This window comes from Streptococcus sp. DTU_2020_1000888_1_SI_GRL_NUU_041A, from assembly GCF_032387735.1.
GTDB lineage: Bacteria > Bacillota > Bacilli > Lactobacillales > Streptococcaceae > Streptococcus > Streptococcus sanguinis.
Genome location: NZ_CP135591.1, coordinates 316,817 through 342,299 on the forward strand (window position 1 = coordinate 316,817; position 25,483 = coordinate 342,299).

The 25,483-nt window shown below is 42.9% G+C and carries 29 protein-coding genes and 3 pseudogenes; 25 read left to right on the forward strand and 7 right to left on the reverse strand.

The window, feature by feature from the left end; genetic code table 11:
- Positions 1 to 67: 67 nt before the first annotated feature.
- On the forward strand, positions 68 to 337 hold the full coding sequence (gene rpsO / locus RSK81_RS01685) for a 30S ribosomal protein S15 (RefSeq protein ID WP_004193424.1): 270 nt from the start codon (positions 68 to 70) through the stop codon (positions 335 to 337).
- A gap of 502 nt (positions 338 to 839) precedes the next feature.
- Here rpsO and RSK81_RS01690 read toward each other — a convergent pair.
- Entirely contained in the window at positions 840 to 1,766 is a 927-nt protein-coding gene (locus tag RSK81_RS01690) for an alpha/beta hydrolase family protein (protein ID WP_049552881.1), read from the reverse strand.
- 287 nt (positions 1,767 to 2,053) lie between these two features.
- Here RSK81_RS01690 and RSK81_RS01695 point away from each other — a divergent pair, with 287 nt between their 5' ends.
- The 4 genes from RSK81_RS01695 to RSK81_RS01710 all read left to right on the forward strand — a co-directional run bounded on the left by RSK81_RS01695 (position 2,054) and on the right by RSK81_RS01710 (position 3,777).
- Complete coding sequence (locus RSK81_RS01695) at positions 2,054 to 2,467, forward strand: YjdF family protein (protein WP_049552882.1); 414 nt, start codon at positions 2,054 to 2,056, stop codon at positions 2,465 to 2,467.
- A 187-nt stretch (positions 2,468 to 2,654) separates the two neighbouring features.
- The gene (locus RSK81_RS01700) at positions 2,655 to 2,876 is read left to right on the forward strand and encodes a DUF4649 family protein (RefSeq protein WP_002899027.1); all 222 of its coding nucleotides are present in this window, start codon (positions 2,655 to 2,657) and stop codon (positions 2,874 to 2,876) included.
- An 18-nt stretch (positions 2,877 to 2,894) separates the two neighbouring features.
- The gene (gene trxA / locus RSK81_RS01705; protein WP_049552883.1) at positions 2,895 to 3,209 is read left to right on the forward strand and encodes a thioredoxin; all 315 of its coding nucleotides are present in this window, start codon (positions 2,895 to 2,897) and stop codon (positions 3,207 to 3,209) included.
- A gap of 157 nt (positions 3,210 to 3,366) precedes the next feature.
- Positions 3,367 to 3,777, forward strand: coding sequence for a hypothetical protein (locus RSK81_RS01710; RefSeq protein ID WP_315687214.1), 411 nt, complete (start codon positions 3,367 to 3,369; stop codon positions 3,775 to 3,777).
- Positions 3,778 to 3,827: 50 nt separating this feature from the next.
- Here the strand turns inward: RSK81_RS01710 and pepF are convergent, their stop codons facing one another.
- Both pepF and RSK81_RS01720 read right to left on the reverse strand, forming a co-directional pair.
- Positions 3,828 to 5,624: an oligoendopeptidase F gene (pepF, locus tag RSK81_RS01715; RefSeq protein ID WP_315687216.1), complete on the reverse strand. Its 1,797-nt coding sequence runs from the start codon at positions 5,622 to 5,624 to the stop codon at positions 3,828 to 3,830.
- Positions 5,625 to 5,739: 115 nt separating this feature from the next.
- On the reverse strand, positions 5,740 to 7,101 hold the full coding sequence (locus RSK81_RS01720; protein ID WP_032913357.1) for an MFS transporter: 1,362 nt from the start codon (positions 7,099 to 7,101) through the stop codon (positions 5,740 to 5,742).
- Between the two features lie 409 nt (positions 7,102 to 7,510).
- Between RSK81_RS01720 and pnp the strand changes: the two genes are divergently transcribed.
- From pnp to RSK81_RS01765, 9 genes are all read left to right on the forward strand, one after another.
- Positions 7,511 to 9,712, forward strand: a complete 2,202-nt coding sequence (pnp, locus tag RSK81_RS01725; RefSeq protein ID WP_315687219.1) for a polyribonucleotide nucleotidyltransferase — start codon at positions 7,511 to 7,513, stop codon at positions 9,710 to 9,712.
- A 91-nt stretch (positions 9,713 to 9,803) separates the two neighbouring features.
- Positions 9,804 to 10,421 (forward strand): serine O-acetyltransferase, encoded by a 618-nt coding sequence (cysE, locus tag RSK81_RS01730; protein ID WP_002899011.1) that lies wholly within the window; start codon positions 9,804 to 9,806, stop codon positions 10,419 to 10,421.
- A gap of 30 nt (positions 10,422 to 10,451) precedes the next feature.
- On the forward strand, positions 10,452 to 10,670 hold the full coding sequence (locus RSK81_RS01735) for a YdeI/OmpD-associated family protein (protein ID WP_002899010.1): 219 nt from the start codon (positions 10,452 to 10,454) through the stop codon (positions 10,668 to 10,670).
- Positions 10,671 to 10,683: 13 nt separating this feature from the next.
- Positions 10,684 to 11,448, forward strand: coding sequence for a nucleoside phosphorylase (locus RSK81_RS01740; RefSeq protein ID WP_061589289.1), 765 nt, complete (start codon positions 10,684 to 10,686; stop codon positions 11,446 to 11,448).
- Positions 11,449 to 11,456: 8 nt separating this feature from the next.
- Entirely contained in the window at positions 11,457 to 11,978 is a 522-nt protein-coding gene (locus RSK81_RS01745; RefSeq protein WP_002926040.1) for a dihydrofolate reductase family protein, read from the forward strand.
- A 17-nt stretch (positions 11,979 to 11,995) separates the two neighbouring features.
- Complete coding sequence (cysS, locus tag RSK81_RS01750) at positions 11,996 to 13,339, forward strand: cysteine--tRNA ligase (RefSeq protein WP_061589288.1); 1,344 nt, start codon at positions 11,996 to 11,998, stop codon at positions 13,337 to 13,339.
- Positions 13,332 to 13,724, forward strand: a complete 393-nt coding sequence (locus RSK81_RS01755) for a Mini-ribonuclease 3 (RefSeq protein WP_002908701.1) — start codon at positions 13,332 to 13,334, stop codon at positions 13,722 to 13,724. The genes cysS and RSK81_RS01755 overlap by 8 nt, the downstream gene beginning before the upstream one ends.
- A gap of 19 nt (positions 13,725 to 13,743) precedes the next feature.
- Positions 13,744 to 14,175, forward strand: coding sequence for a DUF6892 domain-containing protein (locus tag RSK81_RS01760; RefSeq protein ID WP_049543745.1), 432 nt, complete (start codon positions 13,744 to 13,746; stop codon positions 14,173 to 14,175).
- Positions 14,176 to 14,496: 321 nt separating this feature from the next.
- Positions 14,497 to 14,919 carry a hypothetical protein gene (locus tag RSK81_RS01765; protein WP_049543752.1) on the forward strand — a complete coding sequence of 141 codons (423 nt, stop codon included), beginning with the start codon at positions 14,497 to 14,499 and terminating at the stop codon, positions 14,917 to 14,919.
- Positions 14,920 to 15,043: 124 nt separating this feature from the next.
- Here the strand turns inward: RSK81_RS01765 and RSK81_RS01770 are convergent, their stop codons facing one another.
- A complete protein-coding gene (locus RSK81_RS01770; protein ID WP_061589287.1) occupies positions 15,044 to 16,000 on the reverse strand; it encodes an aromatic acid exporter family protein in 957 nt (318 codons plus the stop codon).
- Between the two features lie 152 nt (positions 16,001 to 16,152).
- Here RSK81_RS01770 and rlmB point away from each other — a divergent pair, with 152 nt between their 5' ends.
- The 5 genes from rlmB (at position 16,153) to rpsI (ending at position 19,290) form a co-directional block, all read left to right on the forward strand.
- The gene (gene rlmB / locus RSK81_RS01775) at positions 16,153 to 16,881 is read left to right on the forward strand and encodes a 23S rRNA (guanosine(2251)-2'-O)-methyltransferase RlmB (RefSeq protein WP_061592508.1); all 729 of its coding nucleotides are present in this window, start codon (positions 16,153 to 16,155) and stop codon (positions 16,879 to 16,881) included.
- Positions 16,878 to 17,399, forward strand: a complete 522-nt coding sequence (locus RSK81_RS01780; protein ID WP_002902298.1) for an NYN domain-containing protein — start codon at positions 16,878 to 16,880, stop codon at positions 17,397 to 17,399. Before rlmB ends, RSK81_RS01780 begins: the two co-directional genes overlap by 4 nt.
- A complete protein-coding gene (locus tag RSK81_RS01785) occupies positions 17,389 to 18,252 on the forward strand; it encodes a DegV family protein (RefSeq protein ID WP_061592492.1) in 864 nt (287 codons plus the stop codon). The genes RSK81_RS01780 and RSK81_RS01785 overlap by 11 nt, the downstream gene beginning before the upstream one ends.
- A gap of 180 nt (positions 18,253 to 18,432) precedes the next feature.
- Entirely contained in the window at positions 18,433 to 18,879 is a 447-nt protein-coding gene (gene rplM, locus RSK81_RS01790) for a 50S ribosomal protein L13 (RefSeq protein ID WP_002893769.1), read from the forward strand.
- 18 nt (positions 18,880 to 18,897) lie between these two features.
- Positions 18,898 to 19,290, forward strand: coding sequence for a 30S ribosomal protein S9 (gene rpsI / locus RSK81_RS01795; protein ID WP_002893764.1), 393 nt, complete (start codon positions 18,898 to 18,900; stop codon positions 19,288 to 19,290).
- 109 nt (positions 19,291 to 19,399) lie between these two features.
- Here rpsI and RSK81_RS01800 read toward each other — a convergent pair whose 3' ends face one another.
- From RSK81_RS01800 to RSK81_RS01810, 3 genes are all read right to left on the reverse strand, one after another.
- Positions 19,400 to 19,621 (reverse strand): tyrosine-type recombinase/integrase, encoded by a 222-nt coding sequence (locus RSK81_RS01800; protein ID WP_002893762.1) that lies wholly within the window; start codon positions 19,619 to 19,621, stop codon positions 19,400 to 19,402.
- 244 nt (positions 19,622 to 19,865) lie between these two features.
- Positions 19,866 to 20,474: a DUF1269 domain-containing protein gene (locus tag RSK81_RS01805; protein ID WP_002893760.1), complete on the reverse strand. Its 609-nt coding sequence runs from the start codon at positions 20,472 to 20,474 to the stop codon at positions 19,866 to 19,868.
- Positions 20,475 to 20,540: 66 nt separating this feature from the next.
- Complete coding sequence (locus RSK81_RS01810) at positions 20,541 to 20,831, reverse strand: hypothetical protein (RefSeq protein WP_037614148.1); 291 nt, start codon at positions 20,829 to 20,831, stop codon at positions 20,541 to 20,543.
- Here RSK81_RS01810 and RSK81_RS01815 point away from each other — a divergent pair.
- The 6 genes and pseudogenes from RSK81_RS01815 to RSK81_RS01840 form a co-directional block, all read left to right on the forward strand.
- Positions 20,825 to 20,968, forward strand: a pseudogene (locus RSK81_RS01815) (IS982 family transposase); the annotation flags it as partial. The gene RSK81_RS01810 and the pseudogene RSK81_RS01815 overlap by 7 nt on opposite strands.
- Positions 20,969 to 20,971: 3 nt before the next feature.
- Positions 20,972 to 21,305, forward strand: a pseudogene (locus tag RSK81_RS01820) (diacylglycerol kinase family lipid kinase); the annotation flags it as partial.
- Between the two features lie 148 nt (positions 21,306 to 21,453).
- Positions 21,454 to 22,044, forward strand: a pseudogene (locus RSK81_RS01825) (transposase); the annotation flags it as partial.
- 180 nt (positions 22,045 to 22,224) lie between these two features.
- A complete protein-coding gene (locus tag RSK81_RS01830) occupies positions 22,225 to 22,503 on the forward strand; it encodes a DUF6110 family protein (protein WP_002893755.1) in 279 nt (92 codons plus the stop codon).
- A 1-nt stretch (position 22,504) separates the two neighbouring features.
- On the forward strand, positions 22,505 to 24,568 hold the full coding sequence (locus RSK81_RS01835; protein WP_009660066.1) for a heavy metal translocating P-type ATPase: 2,064 nt from the start codon (positions 22,505 to 22,507) through the stop codon (positions 24,566 to 24,568).
- A 299-nt stretch (positions 24,569 to 24,867) separates the two neighbouring features.
- On the forward strand, positions 24,868 to 25,482 hold the full coding sequence (locus RSK81_RS01840; RefSeq protein ID WP_002911684.1) for a CadD family cadmium resistance transporter: 615 nt from the start codon (positions 24,868 to 24,870) through the stop codon (positions 25,480 to 25,482).
- The last annotated feature ends 1 nt before the right edge of the window (position 25,483 follow it).

Below are 25,483 nucleotides of genomic sequence, written 5' to 3' on the forward strand. Positions count from 1 at the left end.
CTTCTTCTTGGTTGCAGGCCATGCCAAACCTGTCACTCGGATGAAGCGTAAAGAAAAGGAGTATATCATGGCAATCTCAAAAGAGAAAAAAAATGAAATCATTGCACAATACGCACGTCACGAAGGTGACACTGGTTCAGTAGAGGTACAAGTTGCTGTCCTAACTTGGGAAATCAACCACCTCAACGACCACATCAAACAACACAAAAAAGACCACGCTACTTACCGTGGTTTGATGAAGAAAATCGGTCGCCGTCGTAACCTCTTGGCTTACCTTCGTAAGAACGACGTTAACCGTTACCGTGAGTTGATCAACTCTCTTGGACTTCGTCGTTAATCATGATGCTAAGGGCGCCAAAAATCCGTATGAAAATAGGGAAACGACACAGTGTTCGATGAACACAAGGAGTTTCATCTTTTTCACTAGGATTTTAGCCCGAGCTCAAATTGGCTCTCTGACTTCAGGGAGCTTTTTCTGTTCCGTCACCTTACCTTGATATACTCAAGTATTATCTTCGGTTACGTTTCCTAGCACTGTAAGGTGAAATAAACCAGATCTTCTCCCTTTGGGGAGATTTTTTTTATTTTATCAACTCGCTTAGTCCGTGTTCAATTGAATACACAAAGTTGAAACTACTCCACTAAAGAGTAGTTTTTCTTTTTCACTAGGATTTTAGCCTGAGCTCAAGTTAGCTCTCTGATTTCAGAGGTTTTTTTATTCATCGCTCCTCTTAATTCGTTGTAAGCTCTTCAAATATCATTTCCTAGTCTAATTCTTCTAATTTTTCCAAATAAAAAGTCCTTCTATTTCTTTAGAAGAACTTTTTCTATCAGCAATTTTACTCTTTCAAGAATTTTTGGATCGCAGGGGCGGCAGTGATAGCAAATCTTTCGTCGATGCGGTGCTCCCCACCTTCTACAGTGACCAGCTCTGCATTTGGAACGGTCTGACTCGCTTGAACAGCATACTGGTAGGGCACGACTGCATCATCAGTGCCGTGGATTATGAGGGTAGGAGCTGTGATTTTGGTCTGTTCTGCTTGGATATCAATGTCTAAGGCATCGATTAGATAAATCTTGCCCAGAGTGGTATTGTGGTGTGTCAGGTTATCAGGAAGTTGGTCGAAGTCAGGACTCCCTAGCTCACGATAGGTCTCTTTGGCATCGTCAAAAAGAACGAAAGCTGGAAAGATAAGCAGGAGTTTGTGTACGCGGTCCGGATAAGCAGCAGCATAAAGACTAGCAACGACACCACCTTGGCTGGCACCGAATAAGCTCATTTTGCTCTTGTCTACAAAGGCCTCAGAACGAAGCTTTTCCATGACTTGGGTCAAGTCTGTAAGTTCGGTCTTGACCGACATATTCAGCATATCTTGTCCACCGCTTTTCGATTGGCGGCTGCCGCCGTAGAAATCAAAGCTGTAAACCAGATAACCTTGCTTTGCCAGCAGTTGGCTGTACATGTCATATTGTTCAAGGGTGTTGTTCAATCCATGTGCAATGACAATGGTCGGCAATTTTTTACTCTTGTAGTCACGAGGAGCAGTAATCTTTCCGTAGAGCTGCTTGTCGTCGTATGAAACACTGTATTCTTCAGACACGATGTCTTCTGTCGGAGTCGGTTGATTGTCGATTTTCTCGCTAGAAGCTGTCGGTGTGGTTTCTGGCTTAGGAGGAGTAGGATTTGATTTGGTTTGGGAATGCCAGAAGAACAGAGCCAGTCCAGCCAAGCTCAAGGCTGCTAAAAAAGCCCAAATATACTTCATAGTTCTCTCCTTTCAGTATTTGTAGTATTATAGCGGAAATGAATGTATTTTACAAGAAGAGAGCTTTCTTGTTTTTTGATTTTTCTGCCTTTTATACAAGAAAATCCAATTCATTTATCCAAGCGAGATTCAGATAACCTTGAATTTTTTAGAAAATCTTGCTAGACTGTAGCTACTAAGATAAAAACACAGTTCTGGTTGGTAGTCCAGACGCAAAAAGTCTATTTTTGTCAGTAACCTTCCTCCTTGGTTGTCCATTCTTAGGGGTTTTTAAAGGAGGTGCTGTCATGGATAAGATTTCAATGACGCTGACAGTTTATTTTGAAGAGGGCTTTTGGCACGGTCTTTTCGAGCAGGAATATGCTCAATCTTATAGAGTTTGCCGAGTCACCTTTGGCGCAGAGCCAAGCACGCAGGAGCTGTTGGATTTTCTAAACCGTTATTATCATCGGTTGCAGTTTAGTCCTAGCATCAGAGTGAAGGAGAAAACTAAGTCGGTCAGTCCTAAACGCCTGCAGAGACAGGCTAAAAAGGAGCAGATGGCTTCACGTTCTTCAGAGTCTCAGGAAGCGCTGAGTCTGCAGTTTGAAGAGCAAAAGAAAATTGCTCGAGTCAAGCGCAAGCAGCAGAAAGAACTGGCTAAGCAAAGGAAATTCGAACTCAAACAGCAAAAACGATTGGAAAAACACAAGGGGCATTGAGCCTGGTTTTTCTTATTCACATAAAAAGTCTTCCTATGGGAGGCTTTTTCGTTTACTAGGCAATCAGTGAGCAACTTTAAAAGTGAATTGATTTCTCCAAGTCGTTTCATTTGACAGATGTAACAGATGATATTACAATATAATCATAAAATAAAAATTACAAGCGTAGTTTTGAAAAGGAGAAGTTATGATTGAAATTACATATTTGGATGCTGTCAAGCAGGAGCGGAAGATGACCTTTGAGTCTTATCAGGAGTTTGAGCAATCCCAGCAAGCCTGCTTGATCGGAGTGGCAGATTATTACCCAGTTAAAAAATTGACTTATAAAGGCCATGATTTGAACTACCAGGGTACTTACGGCGACGTCTTCTTTTTCCTGATGAAGCAGGATTTGACAAAGTTTGACTAAGAATAAAGGAGAAAAATAATGGTAAAAGCAATCACAGATGCAACATTTGAGCAAGAAACAAAAGATGGATTAGTGCTCATTGACTTTTGGGCCACTTGGTGCGGACCTTGTCGCATGCAGGGGCCAATCCTTGATAAGCTCTCAGAGGAACTTTCTGAAGATGAGCTCAAGATTGTCAAGATGGATGTGGATGAAAATCCAGCTACAGCACGCGCTTTTGGCATCATGTCTATCCCGACCTTGCTCTTTAAAAAAGACGGTCAAGTCGTCAAGCAGGTGGCGGGTGTTCATACTGCCCAGCAGATTAAAGCCATTATGGCTGAGTTGGCATAAAGTAAGATGACGGTTATATAGGCCTGTTTTAAAATGAGACTGCTCTTGTTTGGAGCGGTCTTTTTTATTTCGATTATAACAATAATGAGTCAATTTAAAATTTTTGTTTGAAAATGCATATTTTAAGGTATAATAAGTAGAGGTAAATTTTTTTCCAATGGGTCGCGCTAGAGATCTAGGTTATTTAAAACACGATGGGAATGTGGTGATGATTATTATTGAGTTTTTAAAATATATTTTATTTATCTTTATGATTTTTACACCATTCATCGCTCCAGCGGTTTTGTGTTTTTTTGTAGGCTGGATGATTCCTAGAGAGCAGATAACACAAAAAAGAATCATACTAGTATTAGCTTTCTTGATCCCTGTTTTGCTTTTAATTTCGTATTTTGCCCCTCAGATATTAGGCCTAGTGTTTTGGAGTCTAATCTGGTTTTTCATCGGGCTGTTGCGAATGAAGAATTATACTAAATCACAGTACTGGACAAGATGGCTTATATTTATCGCTTGTTTTAGTGCCTATATTTTACTTTATCTCCGCTTTTTTGGGCCTCTTTATTTTTATTAAACTATTTAAAAATCAGCTTGAACGAAATTCAAGCTGATTTTGTTTATTCTTTATTGCCCCAACTCCTCGCTGTAAGCAATAATCTGATCAACTGTGTCTGACAAGAACTGGATGGTGTCGCGGAGTGGTTTGTCTGTGGAAATATCTGCTCCGATAATCATAGCTGACTCAAGCGGAGTCTTGCTGCCGCCAGATTTGAGTAGCTCAAGCCAGTCACGTGCACCATTTTCGTCATTTTTCAGGTGTAGGTAACCGGCAGTAGAGATGACCAGACCTGCGGAGTAAGTGTAGCTGTAAAGTCCCATGTAGTAGTGGGCTTGGCGCATCCAAGTTAAGGTAGCATCGTCGTCAATTTCAACGGCATCTCCCCAGAAGTCCGTCAAGACTTCTTTCATGATAGCGTTGAGTTTGCTTGCGCCGAAGGTTCCGCCTTCTTCAATCAAAGTATAGACCTTGCGTTGGAAGGCAGCTTCTAGCAAGTGAGTGATGAAATTGTGGAAGTAAGTATCCGTCAGACGGTGAGCCAGGGCAAAGCGTTTCTGGCGCGGATTATCAAACTGGCGTTCCAGATAATCACTGAGCAGGAGCTCATTAAAGGTAGACGGTGCTTCCACGTAGTAGGTAGACATGTGGGCGTTAAAGTAGCTTTGGTGATTGTCAGAGAAGATAAATTGACCAGAGTGGCCAATCTCGTGAATCAGAGTATAGACATCACTCATACGGCCAGTCCAGCTCATGAGGACATAAGGGTGAACCCGATAAGGATCCGCAGCATAGCCGCCAGAGTCCTTTCCAGCATTGGCCGCAAAGTCGACCCAACGTTCTTCCTTATAGCGGGCAACTTCTTGACAGTATTCTTGTCCGAGTGGCTCGACTGACTTCATGACGAGGTCGTAGGCATCATCAATGCTGACTTCGGGATTGAGCTCGCTGTCCAAGTCCAGCTTCCAGTCGGCAAAAGTCATTTTTTCAAGTCCATTTACTTTAGCGACATGCATGAGGTATTTCTGAGCTACTGGGGCAAATTCGTTCATAATTAAGTCAATCTGCCGGTCAAACATAGAGCGATCTACTTCTTGCTCTGCCAGTAAGTAGTCAAAGACAGAGTCATAGCCCTTCATGTCAGCCAGCAATTTTTCAGACTTGACCTGAGCCAGATAGGCAGCTGCAGCAGTGTTTTGGTGCTGACGAAGCCCTTCAGAGAAAGAGCGGAAAGCTTTTTCGCGGATTTCTGCATTTTCATGGTTTTGATAGAAATTCTCATAGGTGACAAAGCTGTTTTTGTAAACTTTACCGTCTACTTCGAAGTCAGCCATGGCAAAGTCGCCAGCCCGCATCTTGGTGTAAATATCCTGTGGACTGTAAAATACCTCACCTAGATTAGTCAAGGCTTTTTCGACATCTGCTCCTAGATAGTGGGCTTTTTTGATTTTAGCCTGGCGAATGGCTGAGGTCAAATGGGGCTCTTGGCCTAGTTTCTCCAAGACAGCCTCGTCTGCACCGACCAGAGCGTCGTCAAAGAAGCTGAGTGCGACATTGGCCTCGGTCTCAAACTCCATGGCTGCTTGGGCAATCTGCGCAAAGCTCTCGTCGCCATAGTCAGTGGTCTGTGGCATAAAACCGTAGTTGCCGATGTGGCTGATTTGGATATAAATCTGCTCTAACTCAGCAAATGCCCGTTCAAAATCTTCGAAAGTGCTAAGTTTGCCTTGATAATCACGGACGAATTTCTGGATGTCCTCTCTGGCCTTTTCGATGGCTCGCAGGAAGTCCTCTTGGTCTTGGTAAAGGGCTGTTAGGTCCCAGAGTTCATTTTCCGGGAATTCAGAACGATGTTTTTGTTCCATAGTCTACTCCTTTTGTCATATATAGAAATAGTATAGCAAAAAATCCCCCAAAATGTCTTTGGGGGAGAAGGATAAGTCAGTAATTTTTAGCTGTTTATCAGATCGAGGATAAAAGTCAATGTTTCTTTGCGGCAATCCTTTTAAAAAGCAGTAGATAAGACAAGAATACGAAGATAACCAGGCCTAATAGCAGGGTGAAGACGTTTTGAGTTCCTTTTGTCATATTGGGAGCTTGATTGGCGATGACAGCCGTTACTGCAGTACCTATTGCGCCCGCAAAGGTCTGGGCTAGCTGAAAGAGCGCAGTCGTATCTGCAGTCTTTCCTTTATCAACTTGAGTCGTGGCTAGAGCTAGTGTGTTATTGAAGGCCATGTTTCTCCCCAAGGTAAAGCAAATATAAATCGCAATAACAGCTGTTAAGGTGAGTTCTTTTGTGAAGATAAGGAGCAAGAATACAGCAAGGAAAAGAAGTGAATTTCCTGTAAAAAGGGTTGGTTTCGGACCATTTCTATCATAGAGTTTGCCAAAGACAGGAGAGAGGAAGGCTCCAAGCATGGTTCCTGGAAGTAATGCAAAGCCTGCCTGAGCGGTTGAAATGTCTTTTTCTATGACCAGGAAGTTGGGAATCAGAAAATTAGCCGATAGGTTGATAAACTGAAAAATGAAGAAGGGTAAAATAGCCAATAAGACCGTTGGTTGCCTTAAAATCCGAATATCTAAGAATGGATGATCAATCTTCAAGCTCCGATAGATGAAGCAAGCTAGTGGCAGTAGGCAGAGAACTAGATAGAGCCAATCGATATGCCCTTCTTCTAAGCTGGAGATGGCTACAATGGCAAAGACGAGTGAGCTTGCTAAGAGGAGAAATGAGAGGAGATCAAAGGCGCGTTTCCTAGACTTCTCGGAATTTCTTAAAAAGAAAAAGCCAAGAATAAAGGAAATGATTGGGACAGGAAGAATGAAGGTGTAAATCATATGCCAGTCAAAACGACTAATCATAAAGCCACCGTAAGTCGGACCAATTGCTGGTGCTAGGCTGACCACCATACCAGACAAGCCCATGTAGGTTCCAATTTTTTGCTTAGGAACACGCTCAACAATCAAGTTAAAGAGCAAAGGAATGGCTAATCCAGTAGCTCCTCCTTGCAGGATTCTCCCTATCATCAAGATGGGAAAGCTTGGAGCCAACATGGCAATCAGAGTTCCCAAGCAAAAGTTAGCCAAAGCAGTAAAGAGGATAGTTCTCTCTTTCCAATTGTGGGCTAAGGTTGCTCCTAAAGTAATCGTAATGGCCACTGCTAGTAAATACCCTGTTGTAATCCATTGCAGCGTTCCTAATCCTAACCCAAAGACCTTGCTTAGATGCGGGAAGGTCACATTCATACTGGTTTCAGATAAGATACCTGCAAAGCTGACTAAGGCTGTCGCAAGGAGCGAGAAAAAATCTTTCTTTTCAACTGTTTGATGTTCTGGCACGATTGTCTCCTTTACATGTTCGAAATGAGTCACTGTATTTATTATAAAGCAAGAAGTCCTCTTTGAAAAGTGAATAATGGCTATACCGCCATCTTATTTGACGAATCGAAAGGGAAAAAACGAACTCTGACAGCCAACTATAATCAGCTATAGAAAAGAAAAATAGATTTTCAGTACTTTTCTAGAAAAAAGCCATTTCCAGCCTTTTTCTTTTGCTTGAAATTGTGGTAAAATAAGGTCTGTACGTGCTTGATACAAAGATGAGGATATAATAAGCTACTAAGACCATGATATTAAAGCCAAAGTGCTAACTGAACACGTCCTATAGGTTGCTTAAGGGCTTAATATCTTGATCTTTGTAGCCAAGGCGTATGAAAAAATTTGAGCATGTGCTCGGCAAGGAGTCTTTATGACAAAACAAGTTTTTAAAACCGTTTTTGCAGGTCGTGAGCTGGTAGTTGAAACCGGTCAGGTTGCAAAGCAGGCAAATGGCAGCGCCGTTGTTCGATATGGAGAAAGTACCGTTTTAACTGCGGCAACCATGTCCAAAAAGATGGCTACTGGTGACTTTTTCCCATTGCAGGTCAACTATGAGGAAAAAATGTATGCAGCTGGGAAATATCCTGGTGGCTTTAACAAGCGCGAAGGCCGTCCGTCAACGGATGCGACTTTGACTGCCCGCTTGATTGACCGTCCGATTCGTCCTATGTTTGCGGAAGGTTTCCGCAATGAGGTTCAGGTTATCAATACTGTTCTTTCTTATGACGAAGATGCTTCGCCTCAAATGGCTGCTATGTTCGGTAGCTCTTTGGCTCTTTCTATCTCAGATATTCCTTTTAATGGCCCTATCGCAGGAGTTCAGGTTGGCTATGTAGATGGTGAATTCATCATCAACCCTAGCAAGGAACAAAAAGAAGTTTCGCTTTTGGAACTGACAGTGGCTGGTACCAAAGATGCTATCAACATGGTAGAATCTGGAGCTAAGGAACTTTCTGAAGATGTCATGCTGGAAGCTCTTCTCAAAGGACACGAAGCAGTTAAAGAATTGATTGCCTTCCAAGAAGAAATTGTCGCAGCAGTCGGCAAGGAAAAAGCAGAAGTAGAATTGCTGCATGTTGATGAAGAGCTGCAGGCAGAGATTATCGCAGCCTATAATAGCGACTTGCAAAAGGCTGTTCAGGTAGAAGAAAAACTGGCGCGTGAAGCCGCAACTCAGGCTGTCAAAGACCAAGTTACAGCAGTTTATGAAGAAAAATACGCGGACCATGAAGAATTCGACCGTATCATGCGTGATGTGGCTGAAATCTTGGAGCAAATGGAGCACGCAGAAGTGCGCCGTTTGATTACCGAAGATAAGGTCCGTCCTGACGGCCGTAAGGTTGATGAAATCCGTCCGCTAGATGCGGAAGTTGATTACCTGCCGCGCGTGCATGGTTCTGGTCTCTTTACTCGCGGGCAAACCCAGGCCTTGTCTGTCCTGACTCTGGCACCAATGGGCGAAACGCAAATCGTGGACGGCTTGGATCCGGAATACAAAAAACGCTTCATGCACCACTATAATTTCCCGCAATATTCTGTCGGTGAGACAGGTCGTTATGGGGCTCCTGGCCGTCGTGAAATCGGACACGGTGCTCTTGGAGAACGTGCCTTGGAGCAAGTCTTACCTAGCTTGGAAGAGTTTCCTTACGCTATCCGCCTAGTGGCAGAAGTCTTGGAATCAAACGGATCTTCCTCCCAAGCCTCTATCTGTGCGGGCACTTTGGCTCTGATGGCAGGTGGTGTGCCGATTAAGGCTCCGGTTGCTGGTATTGCCATGGGCTTGATTTCAGATGGCAGCAACTACACGGTTCTGACGGACATTCAAGGTTTGGAAGACCACTTTGGCGATATGGACTTTAAGGTAGCTGGTACTCGCGAAGGGATTACCGCCCTGCAGATGGATATCAAGATTGAAGGAATTACAGCAGAAATCCTGACAGAAGCTCTGGCTCAGGCTAAGAAAGCCCGCTTTGAAATTCTGGACTTGATTGAAGCGACGATTCCGGCTCCGCGTCCTGAGTTGGCTCCAACTGCTCCAAAAATCGACACCATCAAGATTGATGTAGATAAGATTAAGATTGTCATCGGTAAAGGTGGAGAAACCATCGATAAGATCATCGCTGAGACCGGTGTTAAGATTGACATTGATGAAGAGGGCAATGTATCCATCTACTCTAGCGACCAAGATGCCATCAATCGTGCTAAGGAAATCATTGCTGGCTTGGTCCGCGAAGCAAAAGTGGACGAAGTTTACCATGCCAAGGTTGTTCGGATTGAGAAATTCGGTGCCTTTGTCAACCTCTTTGACAAGACAGATGCCCTGGTTCACATCTCAGAATTAGCTTGGACTCGGACCAACAATGTCGAAGATGTCGTACAAATCGGTGATGAAGTGGATGTCAAGGTTATCAAGATTGATGCCAAAGGCCGGGTAGATGCTTCCATGAAAGTATTGCTGCCGCGTCCACCAAAGTCTGATAAGCCAAAACATCATCATGACAAGGGGCATCATCCGCGCAAGGAGCACAAAGGTCATAAGGACCATCAAGAAAGCCCTAAAACAGAAGAATAAGAGGTCGCTTATCCCTGTAGACCTCATCAAAAATCGGCAGAGGCGAGCCTAGTTCTCGTCTCTCCTTGTTTAGAGAAGGAAGGAGGCCAGCATGGGTTGGTGGAAGGAATCCATTGATATTGTAAAAGAAAATGATCCGGCGGCACGAACGTCGTTAGAAGTCTTGCTAACCTATCCAGGCATCAAAGCTTTGGCGGCCCACCGCCTCTCGCATTTTTTGTGGCGGCACGGCTTCAAGCTGTTAGCGCGCATGCACAGTCAATTCTGGCGTTTCTGGACCCAGATTGAGATTCATCCCGGCGCTCAGATTGAGTCGGGTGTCTTCATTGACCATGGCAGTGGCCTGGTGATTGGTGAAACAGCCATTGTGGAGAAGGGGGCCATGCTTTACCACGGCGTTACCCTAGGTGGTACGGGCAAGGATACAGGCAAACGCCATCCGACCGTGCGTCGGGGTGCCTTGGTCTCTGCCCATGCTCAAGTCATTGGACCAATTGAGATTGGAGAGAAAGCCAAGGTCGGAGCCGGTGCAGTTGTAGTGGCGGATGTTCCAAGTGATGTAACAGTTGTTGGTGTACCAGCGAAAATTGTCCGTGTTCATGGTGAGAAAGACGAGCCAACCATTCACGAGGTAGAGGAGAAACGGGAATACTATCTAGACAAGCTAGAGCATGCCCGCGAAGCCAGTCACCATTCGTCAAGTCTGTAGAAAAGGTTGGCAAAGATATCGAAGTGAAATATGACAGGAGGAACCGACATGTCAGATTTATCAGATGCTATTTTGAACCAGGTAGTCCTTGAACTGAAAGAGCGCTTGGACGGTCCTGCCAAGGAGAGTTTTACCAAACTACCGCCTAGCCACCAGCGCGAATGGGCTCGCTATATCAGTGAAGCCAAAAAAGATGAGACCAAGCTGCGCCGCATAGAAAAGATGAAGGTGGATTTGCTGAAGCCTTAAAGAAAGAGAAGTTATGCTATTAGAGGAATTTGAAGATGTAGCAGCAGTCATTGAGCCAAATGAAAAGCCAGTCCATGACAAGGGTGAGGTATGCGAAACGATCATCCTGTCCTTTAATGGCGAAATTCTGAAACGTTTGGTCGAGTCAGAGGAAGTCTATCCGGGAGGCTATTTGAAAAGCATAAACGGACAGCATCCATGGTATATTTACCGCCAAGGTCCTAGCAAGCTAGCAGTTATGTTGGCTCCGATTGGGGCTCCCATGATAGTTGGCCAGCTGGAGGAGTTGGCGGCTAGAGGCTTCAAGAATTTCATCATTCTAGGTTCCTGTGGCGTTTTGGACCGCTCAATTGAGGCTGACAAGATCATCCTGCCTGCAGCCGCATTGCGAGATGAAGGAACTAGCTATCACTATGCCCCACCGGGTGACGAAGTAGCCTATGACGAGTCTCTGCTGATCGAGCTGGAAGCCATCTTTGACAAGCACAATATCGAGCATATCCGCACCAAGTCTTGGACGACTGATGCCTTTTGTCGAGAAACGCCTGATAAGGTCAAGCGTCGCTTGGCTGCTAGAGCCAAAGTGGTGGACATGGAAGCTTCAGCTATCATGGCTTGGAGTCAATTTCGCAAGAGTAAAGTCTATCAGTTCTTCTACACAGCTGACTATGTGGATCATCATAACCGAACCTGGGATGCCCGCCATGAAGAGCGGACAGCTGATGCCATGACTTTTTTCACTATCGCTTTGACAATAGCAAAGGAACTAGAAAGGTAACTACAAGAATGGCAGTATATTTTTACGGCTGTATCACCATGGATGGCTACTTGGCAGACAGCCAGCACAGGATAGACTGGCTGCATCAGCTTGGTTCTGTAGAGGATACAGGCTATGATGACTTTTACAAGCAAATGGATATCACCATCATGGGCAAGCGGACCTTTGAGGAAATCCAAGATTTGCAAGATGTAGAAAGTTTTTATCAAGCTACGGAAAACTATGTCTTTACGCATGATAGGCACCTGCCTGTCAGCAATTACCAACCAGTAGCTGGGGATGTGGTGGACTTTGTTCACCAGATTGACAAAGGCAAAAATGTCTTTGTGATTGGTGGTAATTCCTTGGTAGGACCGCTCTTGGATGCGGATCTTTTCGACCACCTCATTATTCAGATAGCACCCCTTATCCTAGGAAAGGGGGTTCCCCTCTTTACCCAAGAGGAAGGGCAGCGCTTTTACCAACTGGATAGCCTCAGACAATTTGGCCCTTTTGCAGAGCTGGTTTTCAGCCGAAAAAGTCAGAAATAGAGAAGGGAGTGGACCGCATGATTAAAATTTACGACACCATGACCCGCAGCCTACGTGAATTTGTGCCCATTGAAGAGGGCAAGGTTCGCATGTATGTCTGCGGTCCGACGGTTTATAACTATATCCATGTCGGCAATGCCCGCTCAACAGTAGCTTTTGACACAGTTCGTCGCTATTTTGAGTATCGGGGATTTGAGGTCAACTATATTTCCAATTTTACAGATGTAGATGATAAGATTATCCATCGAGCCAAGAAAGAGGGCATTACTCCCAAAGAAGTGGCTGATAAGTACATCGCAGCTTTTCGTGCTGACGTTGAGCAGCTAGGTGTTAAGCCGGCTACTCAGCATCCGCGCGTGATTGACTTTATGGAGGCTATCATTGATTTTGTGCAGACTTTGGTGGACAAGGGCTACGCCTATGAGTCAGAGGGCGATGTCTATTTCCGAGTGGAAAAGTCTCACAATTATGCCAAACTAGCTAATAAAACCTTGGCAGACTTGGAGCTAGGCGCTTCTGGTCGGACAGATGATGAGACTGCCCGTAAGGAAAATCCGGTGGATTTTGCTCTCTGGAAGGCAGCTAAGCCGGGCGAGATTTCCTGGGACAGTCCTTGGGGAGCAGGTCGTCCGGGCTGGCACATCGAGTGCTCGGTCATGTCGACGGAGATTTTGGGTGATACTATTGATATCCACGGTGGTGGGGCAGACCTAGAGTTTCCTCACCATACCAATGAAATCGCCCAGTCAGAGGCCAAGACTGGTCAGACTTTTGCCAACTACTGGATGCATAATGGCTTTGTCAACATTGACGATGTTAAGATGTCCAAGTCTCTAGGTAATTTTATCACCGTTCATGATGCCCTCAAGACCATTGATGGTCAGGTGCTGCGTTTCTTCTTTGCTACCCAGCATTATCGTAAGCCGATCAATTTCACGGAAAAAGCTGTTCATGATGCAGCGACCAATCTCAAGTATTTGAAGAATACCTATGAGCAGCCTTTCACGGGTCAGGCTGACTCTGGTCAGTTGCAAGCCTTTCTAGACAAGTTCACCGCCGCTATGGACGAAGATTTCAATGCGGCCAACGGTATCACGGTTGTCTTCGAGTTAGCCAAGTGGATCAACTCTGGCAACTACACTGCTGAAGTCAAGGCAGCCTTTGCCAAGCTCTTAGAAGTTTTTGGTATCGTCTTTGTAGAAGAAGTTTTGGATGCGGACATTGAGCGCTTGATTGAGGAGCGCCAAATGGCGCGTGCTAATCGAGACTTTGCGACTGCGGACCGTATTCGGGATGAATTGGCCGCTCAGGGCATCAAGCTTTTGGATACTAAGGACGGAGTGAGGTGGACACGTGACTGATGTTAACCTGATTAACGGTATTGCCCTCGCCTTTGAGGGAGATGCTGTCTACTCCATGTATATCCGGCGTCACCTGATTTTTCAGGGACTGACCAAGCCCAATCAGCTGCACAGGGAAGCGACTAAGTACGTTTCTGCCAAGGCTCAGGCCAACCTCATCTCTCTCATGTTGGAAGAAGGGATTCTGACGGAGAAGGAAGAGGATATTTACAAGCGCGGCCGCAATGCCAACAGCCACACCAAGGCTAAGAATACGGATATCGTCACCTATCGGATGTCTACCGGCTTTGAGGCAGTCATGGGCTACCTGCATATGACCGAAGCAATTGAGCGACTGGAAGAGCTGATTGACTGGTGTATTAGGAAGATAGAGGCTTCGTTCTGATTCTGAAAGGAACTAATTTATGAGTGATTTCTTACAATTTGATAATTTTAATTTCAAGTTGGCTATTATTCAGGAGTTAATGTATGAACAAAACGTGCTTAAGCCACGATTTGACGTTTACAGTTTTTGTAAATCTGAGAAATTATCTGTAGATCCAGAAGACTTTGATGAGACACCAATTCCTGAAGTAGAGACTTATTTCAAACAGTTGGAAATACCTAAAGAGTATGCGCAGAATGTGGAAAGCCTCTTCTTTGATGGAGGTAATGATATCTATGCGCAATTAATCCCTTTATGGGATGGTGAAGATGATCAATTTGATTTGGAAAATGTGAGTGAAAAAGAGCTATTACAGTTTTCGAATTTAAAAACCATAGACGGAACAATCTTTCCATTTTCTAAAGAAGTACGTGATTTATTTGAATCCAAAGGAATTGATATCGAAGAGTAATATTATTGAATAAAGGAATTGATATCGAAGAGTAATATTATTGAATAAAGGAATTTTATGAAAAAATTTATATTGTTTGCAGTCTGCTTATTTAGTCTGATGACACTTAGCGCCTGCATGTTTGTCCCTCTTTTCAGACGAAGTGGCAATACTTCTTCCTCGTCTAGCTCTAGCTACTCTAGAAAGCAGAGTTCATCTTCCAAAAAAGAATACTCTGATGATGACTATGACTCTAGCTCATTTAGTTCGTCTTCTGCAATTGAAGATGATCCATATACTCTCTTTAATGACTTTGGTCAATCTTTGGATGCCCTTACTGATATGCAAGATATTGATAAGTGGGAAGAATTTAAATCAATCAATCTCATTTATTTTGAAGAGGAGTCTGATAGGGTTGCTACTAAAAAGGATGAAGTACGTGCTAAGCTGGGGCAGCCAACTTCAGAGCTAAGTAGTGGAGGTGACCTGTGGAAGTCGGATAATTATACTATCCTTATTGCTTATGATGAAAATTCTGTTGTTATGAATAAGCTTATTACATTCACTTCCTCTAAACAGGTGGAAAGTTTAAGCGGTATTTCCAAAGGGATGTCAGCCCAAGAAGTTGTCAAAAAACTAGGGAAACCACGTGGACTGGATGTGACAGGTATGTTTACTCGCTTCGTTTGGGCGGACGAGGATGGTAAGGACTATTACGTCTATTTTAAGGGGAATAAGGTTTATGACACTAAAGAACCTAATTAAAAAGACATCAGCTATATAGCCGATGTCATGAAATGAAAACTAGTTGTTTTTATGCAGAGATAAAGATAATCAAAGGTCTTTATCTCTTTTTTGGTGTTAGGGCTTTTTTTGCTAAACAAAGCAGCTAGTCTTCTTTATAATTCTCGTAAAATTCCACCTTAATCCTAATAAAGGTTTCCAAGTCTCGCAGGAGCTGCAGGAGTATGGCGCGGGTTTCAAATTCCTGGCGGGTCTTAGGGAGTGGGCGCTGGCGAAATACGGTCAAATTGTTGTCAATCTCGTCCAGAAGGTCTCGGGCGGGATTTTCTTGGCTTAGTTGCTTAGCGGTCTGAGAGAAGAGGCGGGCTAAAATCAAGCTTTCGCTGGCTGCTAGATGGCAGTTATTGATATTGCTGGCCATGTCTTGCAGGATGCGGTTTTGGGCCTGTCGCATTTCAAAATAGTGGATATGGTAGTTGGTCTGATGAAAGAGGTGGTTGGAGTGGTCCAGATAGACTAGCTGCAAGGCCTGTTGCAAAATCTTGTCCAGCTCCTTGATCAGAGCTGCATCATTTCGGCCGTCTCCAGATTTTAAGAAATATTCAAAGCGTAGCAAAATCTTTTTCAGCTGTTCCTCCACTTGCGCATGGTAGCTGTCAATTTCTTGCTGGCGAGAAGGCATATAGAGGTTGGCTAGAAGAGCAAAGCCAGTTCCAATGAGAAATAGAGCTAGCTCATTTCCAAGCAGAGACCAGGAGGTGGATTTTTCTAAGAGCAGATGGGTGACCAGGACGGTACTGGGGGTGATGCCGATTTCCCAGCCAAGCCGAAAGGCCAGAGGCACATAGGTTACGATATAGATGGCCAATGCTCCGAGATGAAAACCTAGAAAGTGAAAAGCCAGGCTTCCGATAGCCAGAGCCAGCAGGGTAGATAAAAAGCGATTGCCAGCTAGCTTTGCAGTACTGCGGCGGGTATCGGTCACGCTGAGGATGGCAATAATTCCGGCTGAAGTTGAGTAGGCCAGACCTAAAAAGTCAGCCAGCCAAGCAGCTAAACAGGTAGCCAGTACCAGCTTGATGGTGCGTTGGAGAAGAGACATGAGTAAGAGTTTCCTTTTTTAGACTTCTTTTTATTATAGCACGACTAATGGGGAATCTTGGGGACTGCTGATTGCTTTTTATCAGAGCAGAATTCTGTCTCGCCCGAGTAAATCCTGCCGCCATTTTTTCGCCTTTGTGTTATACTAGTCCTATGGAAAAAAACGATATTGTCTACGGTGTGCATGCGGTGACAGAGGCTCTCGCAGCTAACACTGGAAATAAACTCTACATTCAAGATGACCTGCGTGGTAAAAAGGTCGACAAAATCAAAGATTTAGCAGCAGAAAAGAAGGTCTCCATCTCATGGACGCCTAAGAAAACCTTGCAGGAGATGACTGATGGGGCAGTTCACCAAGGCTTTGTCATGCGAGTGGCGGAGTTCGCCTATACTGACTTCGAGGTGCTGTTGAAAAAAGCAGAGCAGGAAGACAATCCACTCTTATTGATTTTGGACGGACTGACTGACCCGCATAATCTGGGTTCTATCTTGCGGACGGCTGACGCGACCAATGTAGCGGGAGTCATCATTCCCAAGCACCGGGCAGTCGGTGTGACACCAGTCGTAGCCAAGACTTCAACGGGTGCCATTGAGCATATTCCCATTGCCCGTGTGACCAATCTCAGCCAGACTCTGGACAAGCTCAAGGAAGCTGGTTTCTGGATTTTCGGTACAGATATGCAGGGGACGCCTTCTCATAAGTGGAATACAACTGGAAAGCTGGCCCTCATCATCGGCAACGAAGGCAAGGGGATTTCAAGCAATATTAAAAAGCAGGTGGACGAGATGATTTCCATTCCCATGAATGGCCATGTCCAGAGCCTTAATGCTAGTGTCGCAGCGGCTATTCTCATGTATGAAGTCTTTCGCAATCGCCTATGAAAAGAAAAATCTTACTGGTGGACGGCTACAATATGACGGCCTTTTGGCGGGAGACTCGTCCTTACTTTAACCGCGGAGAACTAGATGCCGCACGAACGATTCTGCTTCAGAAGCTCAGTAATTATGCCAGTTTTGAAGGACTGGAAGTTATCTGCGTCTTTGATGCCCAGTATATGCCGGGAGTCCGGCAGACTTATGAGGAGTTTAATGTAACGGTCGTTTTCACTGAAGAGGAGGAAACGGCGGATGACTATATCGAGCGCTTGGCAGCTGAACTCAATACACCCAAAAATCAGGTGTCGGTTGCGACCAGCGATCTCAATGAGCAGTGGACTGTCTTTGCCCAAGGGGCTTTGAGAGTTTCCGCTAGAGAGCTAGAGAAGCGAGTGGCTGTTACCAAATCAGACCTCAATAAGCTGAGCGGACAAATCAACCTGCAAAGACCGCCCTTGCGACCGATGGACAGCCAATCTTTGCGCGATTTACAAAAAATGATGGAGAAAAAAGATGACCTTTAAAATTTTAACCGATTCAACAGCAGACCTGCCAGAAAACTGGATCCAGGAAAATGATGTGCAGGTCCTAGGCCTGACCATTCAGCTGGATGGCCAAACTTATGAGACAGTTGGTGCGGACAAGCTGACCAGCCAAGAACTTCTGGACAAGATGGAGTCCGGCAGCAAGCCGACTACCAGCCAGATTAATGTCGGCCAGTTTGAAGATGTCTTTCGAAGCTATGCCAAGGAAGAGACACCAGTTCTCTATGTAGCCTTTGCTTCGGCTCTATCAGGTACTTATCAGAGTGCTGTCATGGCACGGGAGATAGTCTTAGAAGATTTTCCAGATGCACTGATTCGTATCATTGATACCAAGGCGGCTTCTATGGGTGAAGGACTTTTAGTCATGAAGGCGGCAGAAGCTAGAGCGGCAGGCCAGACCTTGGAGCAGACAGCGGACCTGATTGAGAGCTTGGTGCCTAAGGTCAAGACATATTTTCTGGTTGATGACCTCAATCACCTCATGCGGGGAGGTCGGATTTCCAAAACTGCTGCGCTTATGGGGAGTTTGGTCAATATCAAGCCGATTATCGCTGTCAGGGGAGATGGGACTCTGGACTCGGTCGCTAAGGTTCGCGGCAAGAAGAAGGCGCAGGCAGAAGTAGTCCGCATGACTCTGGAAGGAGTTGCTGATCCGCGGGTGGTCATCGCCTATGCAGGTGCCAAAGAGATTGCTGAAAGTTTGAAAGCCCAGCTGCTGGAAAGCGACCAAGTGGAGGAAGTTCTCCTCATGCCTCTGGGGCCTGTCATTTCTACCCATACTGGTCCTGGAACTTTGGGACTCTTTAGTATTGCTCAAGACATTCAAGACTAAGAAAACATGAAATCGCTATTTCATAAATAATTGCTTCAAATCTATTGCTTTTGCCTACTATTTTTGATATGATAGTAGGCGGTATTGTTTACCCCATTTGTAAGGCCCCGGAACCTTTCAAATAACTCGCGGACCGGAACATCCGCCCTGTAAACAAAAACGATATTCATAGGAGAAATCATGAACAAAACAACATACATGGCTAAGCCAGGTGAAGTTGAACGCAAATGGTATGTAGTGGATGCTACTGATGTCCCTCTTGGACGCCTTTCTGCTGTTGTAGCAAGCGTACTTCGCGGAAAAAACAAACCAACCTTTACACCACACACTGATACAGGTGACTTCGTAATCGTTATCAACGCTGAAAAAGTAAAATTGACTGGTAAAAAAGCGACTGATAAGATCTACTACACTCACTCTATGTACCCAGGTGGATTGAAACAAATCTCAGCAGGTGAGCTTCGCTCTAAGAATGCTGTTCGTTTGATCGAAAAATCTGTTAAAGGTATGCTTCCGCACAATACTCTTGGCCGCGCTCAAGGTATGAAGCTGAAAGTATTTGTAGGCGCTGAGCACACTCACGCTGCACAACAACCAGAAGTTCTTGATATTTCAGGACTTATCTAAGGAAAGGAACAATAAAGTATGTCACAAGCACAATATGCAGGTACTGGACGTCGTAAAAACGCTGTTGCACGCGTTCGCCTTGTTCCAGGAACTGGTAAAATCACTGTTAACAAAAAAGATGTTGAAGAGTACATCCCACACGCTGACCTTCGTTTGGTCATCAACCAACCATTCGCAGTTACTTCAACTGCAGGTTCATACGACGTTTTCGTTAACGTTGTAGGTGGTGGTTACGCTGGTCAAGCAGGAGCTATCCGTCACGGTATCGCTCGTGCTCTTCTTCAAGTAGACCCAGACTTCCGCGATTCATTGAAACGCGCAGGACTTCTTACACGTGACTCACGTAAAGTTGAGCGTAAGAAACCAGGTCTTAAGAAAGCTCGTAAAGCATCACAATTCTCAAAACGTTAATCAATACGATTATATCAACGTTTACAGACATTCAAGAATTATTTCTTGGATGTCTTTTTTGTTTCAAAAAATCAAAGTTCACCCCAAAATTCACCCCATATTCACCCCATCAATTTTTTAAACTACGAAAAGCAATATCACCTACAGTCTGATTGACTTTATCTTTGATATTAACGTAAGTTTTTGTAATCTCTTTATCACTATGAGTAAGAGCTTCTGAGAAGGCTTCAAGAGAAACACCTGCTTGTTTAGCAAGAGTAGCACCAGTATGTCTTAGTTTGTGTGGTGATGCTGGTGCTAATTCGGGATGTCTTCGTCTGACTGATTTCATCTTGATAAAACTTAAAATTTTTCTAATTATAACGAAGCATAGTCAAAAAGCTATGACCTCTATATTCACAAAAAAATCCAGACCAATACTAGTCCAGATTTCTTGTCTATTAAACATTCTTTTCAAAGAATGGAAGAACGGCTGTAACGGCTTTGTCAACGCAATTATTTAACTGTGAGAATCCGACGCACATAAATTTTAAATGGCGTCTCAGTCACATTTAAATTTATGAGACGCTTAGACGTTAGGCTTTCAATTTGTCAAATTTTGCTTTGACATTTGCCTTGAATTCTTCAAGTTTAGCCTTGCGTTCGGCTTTACGTTCAGCCTTCATTTGTGCACGTGCCTGGTTGTAGAGGTCTTCTTGGACTTGCAGAGCTGCTTCGATTTCGGCTACGACGGTTGCTACATCCCAACGCACGATTTGGGTGTCGTACTTGGTGAAGTAAGCATCGATGACTGCTTCGTTGTTTTCTTGCACCAAGGCGACAACGGCTGTTTCGCCGTCGATCAATTTTTGAGACACAACGTCAATCAAGCCAGCTTCTGCCGTATCAACGGTATCACCAGCAGCCAAACCATAGAGGCTGCCAATACCATAACCAAACAAGACGCCGATAGGACCACCCAAAAGCCCGATAACTGCACCGAGCAAGCCACCTTCTAGGGTTGCATCCGTCGTTGAATCTTCAAAGTCATAGCGTTCTTTTTCAACGATGTGACCGTTTTCATTTTTGACCAAGGCGATTTGAGCAACCTTGGTCGTCTGAGTTTGGCGGAAAGCCTTCAAATCCGCAAAGGACTGATAAGCTTCGCTTTCAGTGTTAAAGACTGAAACTACTAGGTTTTCCATAGTTAGTACCTCTTTTCTAAATATATACGTTCATTATAATACAATTTCAATCACTTTTCAATCATTTTAGTGCGACATTTTAATTGATATGTCGCGTTTATCAGCGTCAAAGAACAGTTTCAGGCAGCGGTATATCTTTGCCATATCCCAGCCCAGACACTCTGGCGACTCTGAGTGATTATCAAGAAAGGCGTCCAGCAACATCTTAAAGCCTCCCGTGCAAAAAGTAAATAAATAGTGTTTTTCCTGTATGCCTGTCACACGGCTAAAAGACCGCTTGACCAAATCTTCCAGAAAATTATAGCAGATATTATGTACCAGCTCTGTGTAGCGAGTCTGATGAGCGTGCCGAATCACATCGACACTTTTATAGAATCTGCCAACTGTTTCCTTATGGTCGAATCCTTGAAAGAAGTCGCTTTATTCGTCGGTCAAGACAATTAATTTGGCTGGTGCAACTGATTCGCCAAGCTATGAACAAGCAATTATTACCTTTTGAAAGCAAAAATGGCAATTATGAAGGTGAAGCTACTCAGGTCTTAGTTCTTCTATCCAATTACTATGCAGACAAAAAACTATTTGATGAAAATACAGATGAATATGGAAATATCTTGATTTTAAAGGATTCATCCATCATTTCTAAATTATCGGCTATCCCAGATTTATTAAAAAGGGGATCTAGTAGGTAACAATAATATCGAATATATCAAAGTACGCAATATTAGGATTTCTTCAGAGGTTGAGTTAGAGTCAGATGTTGATGGGGATAAGTCGGATAATCTGCCAATAGATATAAAAATACTAGAAAACAGGCTTGAAAAAGGCTCGTAAAGCTAGCCAGTTCTCTAAACGTTAATTCGTTGCTGGACAGCAGAATACAAACGAAAACACTTTGCATCTTGCAAGGTGTTTTTTTCTATGAGAACTGGCGGTGCGCAATTAGGATAGCTCTAGCGACTTTAGTCGCATAGAGATATGCTATGCACAGTTGCCTCAAGAAAACAATGCTTCTTGGTCCACCCTGTTAGACAAGCTTCAAAACCAAGGAATCCAACAGATTTCTCTTGTAGTTACAGATGGCTTTAAGGGGCTTGAGCAGATTATCAGTCAGGCTCACCCATTAGCTAAACAACAATGTTGCTTAATTCATATTAGTCGAAATCTAGCTAGTAAAGTGAAACGAGCAGATAGAGCGGTTATTCTGGGGCAATTTATAATGATTTATCGTGCTGAAAATTTAGAAATGGCAGGACAAGCTTTAGAGGACTTTCTCGCCGAATGGAAACCAAAGTATAGGAAAGTCATGGAAAGTCTGGAGAAGACGGATAATCTTTTAACTTTTTATCAGTTTCCCTACCAGATTTGGCACAGCATGTATTCGACAAACCTCATTGAGTCTCTTAACAAAGAAATCAAACATCAAACGAAAAAGAAGGTTCTTTTTCCTAATGAGGAGGCTCTGGAACGTTACTTAGTTACGTTGTTTGAAGATTATAATTTCAAGCAAAGTCAACGAATCCATAAAGGGTTTGGTCAATGTTCTGATACACTTGAAAGCTTATTTAATTAACACTCCGTAACTCTACTTAAGTGTTTACACATAATTATTTACAGTATCAAAAAATAAAGTATATTGTTTTCATCATAATATAATTAAATATCAGTATAGAGAATTTTATCTATATATCAGATATCAGCAATTGCTTTTGCTGTCATTTTTCGCTACAATAGTTACAAGGAGGAAATAAACATGTTAAAAGAAGTATTAAACGTCGCAAAAGTTGCGAAAAAATCATCTCTCTTCTTAGGAGGGGTAGCATTTGGGACGCTTGGCTTGAAAGTCTTAGCAAGTAAAGAAGCTAAGAAAGGCTATTCTAAGGCCTTGGCTAAAGCTTACAAATTGAAAGATGGACTGGATGCATCTGTTTCTGTTGTAAAACAACACGGTGATGATGTTTTACAAGACGCTAAATATTTATACGAACAGGAAAAGAAAGAAGAACAATTAGATAGCCTGACAGGTGAATAATATGTCTTTTAAAGTGCTACACAGAGGATATCAACATATCCGATTATCGTCCTCGTTTTCACTGACCTTGGATATTCAAGATTATCTTCGTTCCTTGGCTAAAGATGAAAAAGGGATCGACTCTATTCAGTTTTATATGGATCAGCAGCACTTTACTCTACGTATGAAAGAAGGCTTCTCTGTATTAGAAAATGCAGAGGCCTTTTTAAAAAAAATTGACAAGGGGAAAGTTTCGGACTTGATGACTCTTCCCATTCGTAGAGAAGAGAGTGCTTATTCAATTGTATCGGGTGCAGCGATTAAGCGTTTGCTGTTTCGAAGTTTTGTACCCTACCCTATTCGTTATATTTGGACTTGTTATCAGGCTTTGGGTTATGTCAAAGAAGCCTATCAAACTTTAGCGCGCAAGGAACTAACCATGGAGGTCTTGGACTGTTCGGCCATTTTGTTGTCCTTGTTTATGAACCAATCCAAGACAGCTAGCAACATCATGTTTATGCTTGATTTGGGTAATCATCTGGATCAGTGGTCTTTAAAAAAAACAGCAACAGATTTGGAACAAAGCCTTCTTGCTAAAGAAAGTGATGTTTTCTTAGTGCGGGGAGACATGGTCATCAGCATCAAGAGTTCTGATGTTCAAGTAGGTGATGTATTAGTTGTCTCCCAAGGGAATGAAATCTTGTTTGACGGCCAAGTGGTTTCAGGATTAGGCATGGTCAATGAGAGTTCCTTGACTGGAGAGAGCTTCCCTGTTGAAAAGAAAGAGGGAGATTCTGTATGTGCGAATACTGTTTTGGAAACAGGAGAGTTAAGAATTCGTGTGACTGATAATCAGATAAACAGTCGTATTTTGCAACTCATCAATCTGATGAAAAAATCTGAAGAGAGTAAGAAGACAAAACAACGTCATTTTATTAGGATGGCAGACAAGGTTGTAAAATATAACTTCTTAGGTGCTGGTTTGACTTATCTGTTAACAGGTTCGTTTTCAAAAGCCATTTCCTTTTTATTGGTGGATTTTTCATGTGCTCTAAAAATATCCACACCTGTAGCCTACCTTACGGCCATAAAGGAAGGTCTAAATCGAGAAATGGTTATTAAAGATGGTGATGTATTAGAAAAATATCTGGAAGTGGATACTTTCTTGTTTGATAAAACGGGTACCATCACGACGAGTTATCCTTTGGTTGAAAAGGTTCTTCCTTTCGGAGATTATACTGAGAAAGATATTTTAAGAATAAGTGCATGTTTGGAGGAACATATCTATCATCCTATTGCCAATGCAATTGTTAAACAAGCTGAAATTGAAGGCATTGAACACGAAGAAATGCATGGCAAGCTTCAGTATGTTGCAAGCAAAGGGATTAAATCGCAAATTGATGGTCAATCGGTTGTCATTGGAAATTATGTACTAATGCAAGACGAACAGGTAAGAATTAGTTCTGAGCAGCTGGCCTTGATTGAGCAATATAAGACTCATTACAATTTATTGTTTTTGGCTTATAAGAAAGAATTAATTGGGATGTTTTGTATCCACACTCCCTTGAGAAGCGAGGCGAAAGTTGCATTGAAAAAGCTAAAGCGCCAAGGGAAAAAACTGATTCTGGCAACTGGTGATACGTTGGCTAGAACAGAAGAGTTGGTTAAAGATCTGCCATTTGACAACGTTTATACTGATTTAAAACCAGATGGTAAGTTTCAGTTGGTTCAGGAATTACAGAAAGCTGGCCGAACTATTTTGATGGTTGGAGACGGGTTAAACGACTCTGCTGCCTTGACGCTTGCAGATATTGGGGTTGTGATGAATGAAAGTGCTGATATTTCTAAGCAGATGAGTGATATTTTATTATTAGATAATCGTTTAGATTTCTTCGAGGAATTGAATTCTTTATCTGAATCGTTGCAGAAATTAATTCAAAGAAATATTCAAGAAACAGTTGTAATAAATGGAAGTTTAATTGGATTTGGGTTGTTAAATTGGTTAAGCCCATCTAATCTTTCGATATTGCACAATCTGACTACTTTAAGAATCGTCCTTCGTAGTCTTTCTATTAAAACTAGGTAAGAGACCGAGAAGCTGAGGTTATAAAAACTAAAAGGAGTTGTCTCATTTGAGAATAACGGCTCTTTGTCAACTGTAGTGGGTTGATGGAAAATTATACCCTGGAGAGGACCAAATTGGTTCTCTCCTTTTAAATATTGAAAAAACCATTGGCAGTGGACATACTTTAAGACTATATATTTCTGAAACTAGTTTCACAATACAAATATTGACATGCAATTATTAATTGGTGGATTTGAAGTTGACATCTACAAAGGTTAATGTTAGAATACATTCAAAAATATATTTGAATGAGGTGTTTTATGATTCAAAATATTGTTACTTCAATAATCCTGTATTCTGGGACAGCCGTAGACTTACTTATTATCCTAATGTTATTTTTTGCCAAAAGAAAAAGCAGAAAGGACATCATTAACATCTATTTAGGACAATTTCTAGGCTCTGTTAGTCTAATATTCCTAAGTTTGCTTTTTGCATTTGTCTTAAATTATATTCCTAGTAAAGAGATTTTAGGTTTACTCGGTTTGATTCCAATTTTCCTAGGCCTCAAAGTTTTGCTTTTAGGAGATTCTGATGGAGAAGCTATTGCAAAAGATGGTTTGCGAAAAGACAATAAAAACCTGATTTTTCTAGTCGCTATGATTACTTTTGCAAGTTGTGGCGCTGATAATATTGGTGTCTTTGTCCCATATTTTACCACCTTAAATTTAGCGAATTTGATAGTGACTTTACTTACTTTTCTAGTCATGATTTATCTCTTGGTTTTTTCTGCCCAAAAATTAGCACAAGTCCCTTCTGTTGGAGAAACTTTGGAAAAATATAGTAGATGGTTTATTGCCGTTGTCTATTTAGGATTGGGGATGTATATCCTGATTGAAAACAACAGCTTTGACATGCTATGGGCTGTGTTAGGCTAGG

Bases quoted from the DNA above. Each gene is read 5' to 3' on its own strand.
- rpsO (WP_004193424.1), top strand. From the start codon at position 68: ATGGCAATCTCAAAAGAGAAAAAAAATGAAATCATTGCACAATACGCA.
- RSK81_RS01690 (WP_049552881.1), bottom strand. From the start codon at position 1,766: ATGAAGTATATTTGGGCTTTTTTAGCAGCCTTGAGCTTGGCTGGACTG.
- RSK81_RS01695 (WP_049552882.1), top strand. From the start codon at position 2,054: ATGGATAAGATTTCAATGACGCTGACAGTTTATTTTGAAGAGGGCTTT.
- RSK81_RS01700 (WP_002899027.1), top strand. From the start codon at position 2,655: ATGATTGAAATTACATATTTGGATGCTGTCAAGCAGGAGCGGAAGATG.
- trxA (WP_049552883.1), top strand. From the start codon at position 2,895: ATGGTAAAAGCAATCACAGATGCAACATTTGAGCAAGAAACAAAAGAT.
- RSK81_RS01710 (WP_315687214.1), top strand. From the start codon at position 3,367: ATGGGTCGCGCTAGAGATCTAGGTTATTTAAAACACGATGGGAATGTG.
- pepF (WP_315687216.1), bottom strand. From the start codon at position 5,624: ATGGAACAAAAACATCGTTCTGAATTCCCGGAAAATGAACTCTGGGAC.
- pnp (WP_315687219.1), top strand. From the start codon at position 7,511: ATGACAAAACAAGTTTTTAAAACCGTTTTTGCAGGTCGTGAGCTGGTA.
- cysE (WP_002899011.1), top strand. From the start codon at position 9,804: ATGGGTTGGTGGAAGGAATCCATTGATATTGTAAAAGAAAATGATCCG.
- RSK81_RS01735 (WP_002899010.1), top strand. From the start codon at position 10,452: ATGACAGGAGGAACCGACATGTCAGATTTATCAGATGCTATTTTGAAC.
- RSK81_RS01740 (WP_061589289.1), top strand. From the start codon at position 10,684: ATGCTATTAGAGGAATTTGAAGATGTAGCAGCAGTCATTGAGCCAAAT.
- RSK81_RS01745 (WP_002926040.1), top strand. From the start codon at position 11,457: ATGGCAGTATATTTTTACGGCTGTATCACCATGGATGGCTACTTGGCA.
- cysS (WP_061589288.1), top strand. From the start codon at position 11,996: ATGATTAAAATTTACGACACCATGACCCGCAGCCTACGTGAATTTGTG.
- RSK81_RS01760 (WP_049543745.1), top strand. From the start codon at position 13,744: ATGAGTGATTTCTTACAATTTGATAATTTTAATTTCAAGTTGGCTATT.
- RSK81_RS01765 (WP_049543752.1), top strand. From the start codon at position 14,497: ATGCAAGATATTGATAAGTGGGAAGAATTTAAATCAATCAATCTCATT.
- RSK81_RS01770 (WP_061589287.1), bottom strand. From the start codon at position 16,000: ATGTCTCTTCTCCAACGCACCATCAAGCTGGTACTGGCTACCTGTTTA.
- rlmB (WP_061592508.1), top strand. From the start codon at position 16,153: ATGGAAAAAAACGATATTGTCTACGGTGTGCATGCGGTGACAGAGGCT.
- RSK81_RS01780 (WP_002902298.1), top strand. From the start codon at position 16,878: ATGAAAAGAAAAATCTTACTGGTGGACGGCTACAATATGACGGCCTTT.
- RSK81_RS01785 (WP_061592492.1), top strand. From the start codon at position 17,389: ATGACCTTTAAAATTTTAACCGATTCAACAGCAGACCTGCCAGAAAAC.
- rplM (WP_002893769.1), top strand. From the start codon at position 18,433: ATGAACAAAACAACATACATGGCTAAGCCAGGTGAAGTTGAACGCAAA.
- rpsI (WP_002893764.1), top strand. From the start codon at position 18,898: ATGTCACAAGCACAATATGCAGGTACTGGACGTCGTAAAAACGCTGTT.
- RSK81_RS01800 (WP_002893762.1), bottom strand. From the start codon at position 19,621: ATGAAATCAGTCAGACGAAGACATCCCGAATTAGCACCAGCATCACCA.
- RSK81_RS01805 (WP_002893760.1), bottom strand. From the start codon at position 20,474: ATGGAAAACCTAGTAGTTTCAGTCTTTAACACTGAAAGCGAAGCTTAT.
- RSK81_RS01830 (WP_002893755.1), top strand. From the start codon at position 22,225: ATGTTAAAAGAAGTATTAAACGTCGCAAAAGTTGCGAAAAAATCATCT.
- RSK81_RS01835 (WP_009660066.1), top strand. From the start codon at position 22,505: ATGTCTTTTAAAGTGCTACACAGAGGATATCAACATATCCGATTATCG.
- RSK81_RS01840 (WP_002911684.1), top strand. From the start codon at position 24,868: ATGATTCAAAATATTGTTACTTCAATAATCCTGTATTCTGGGACAGCC.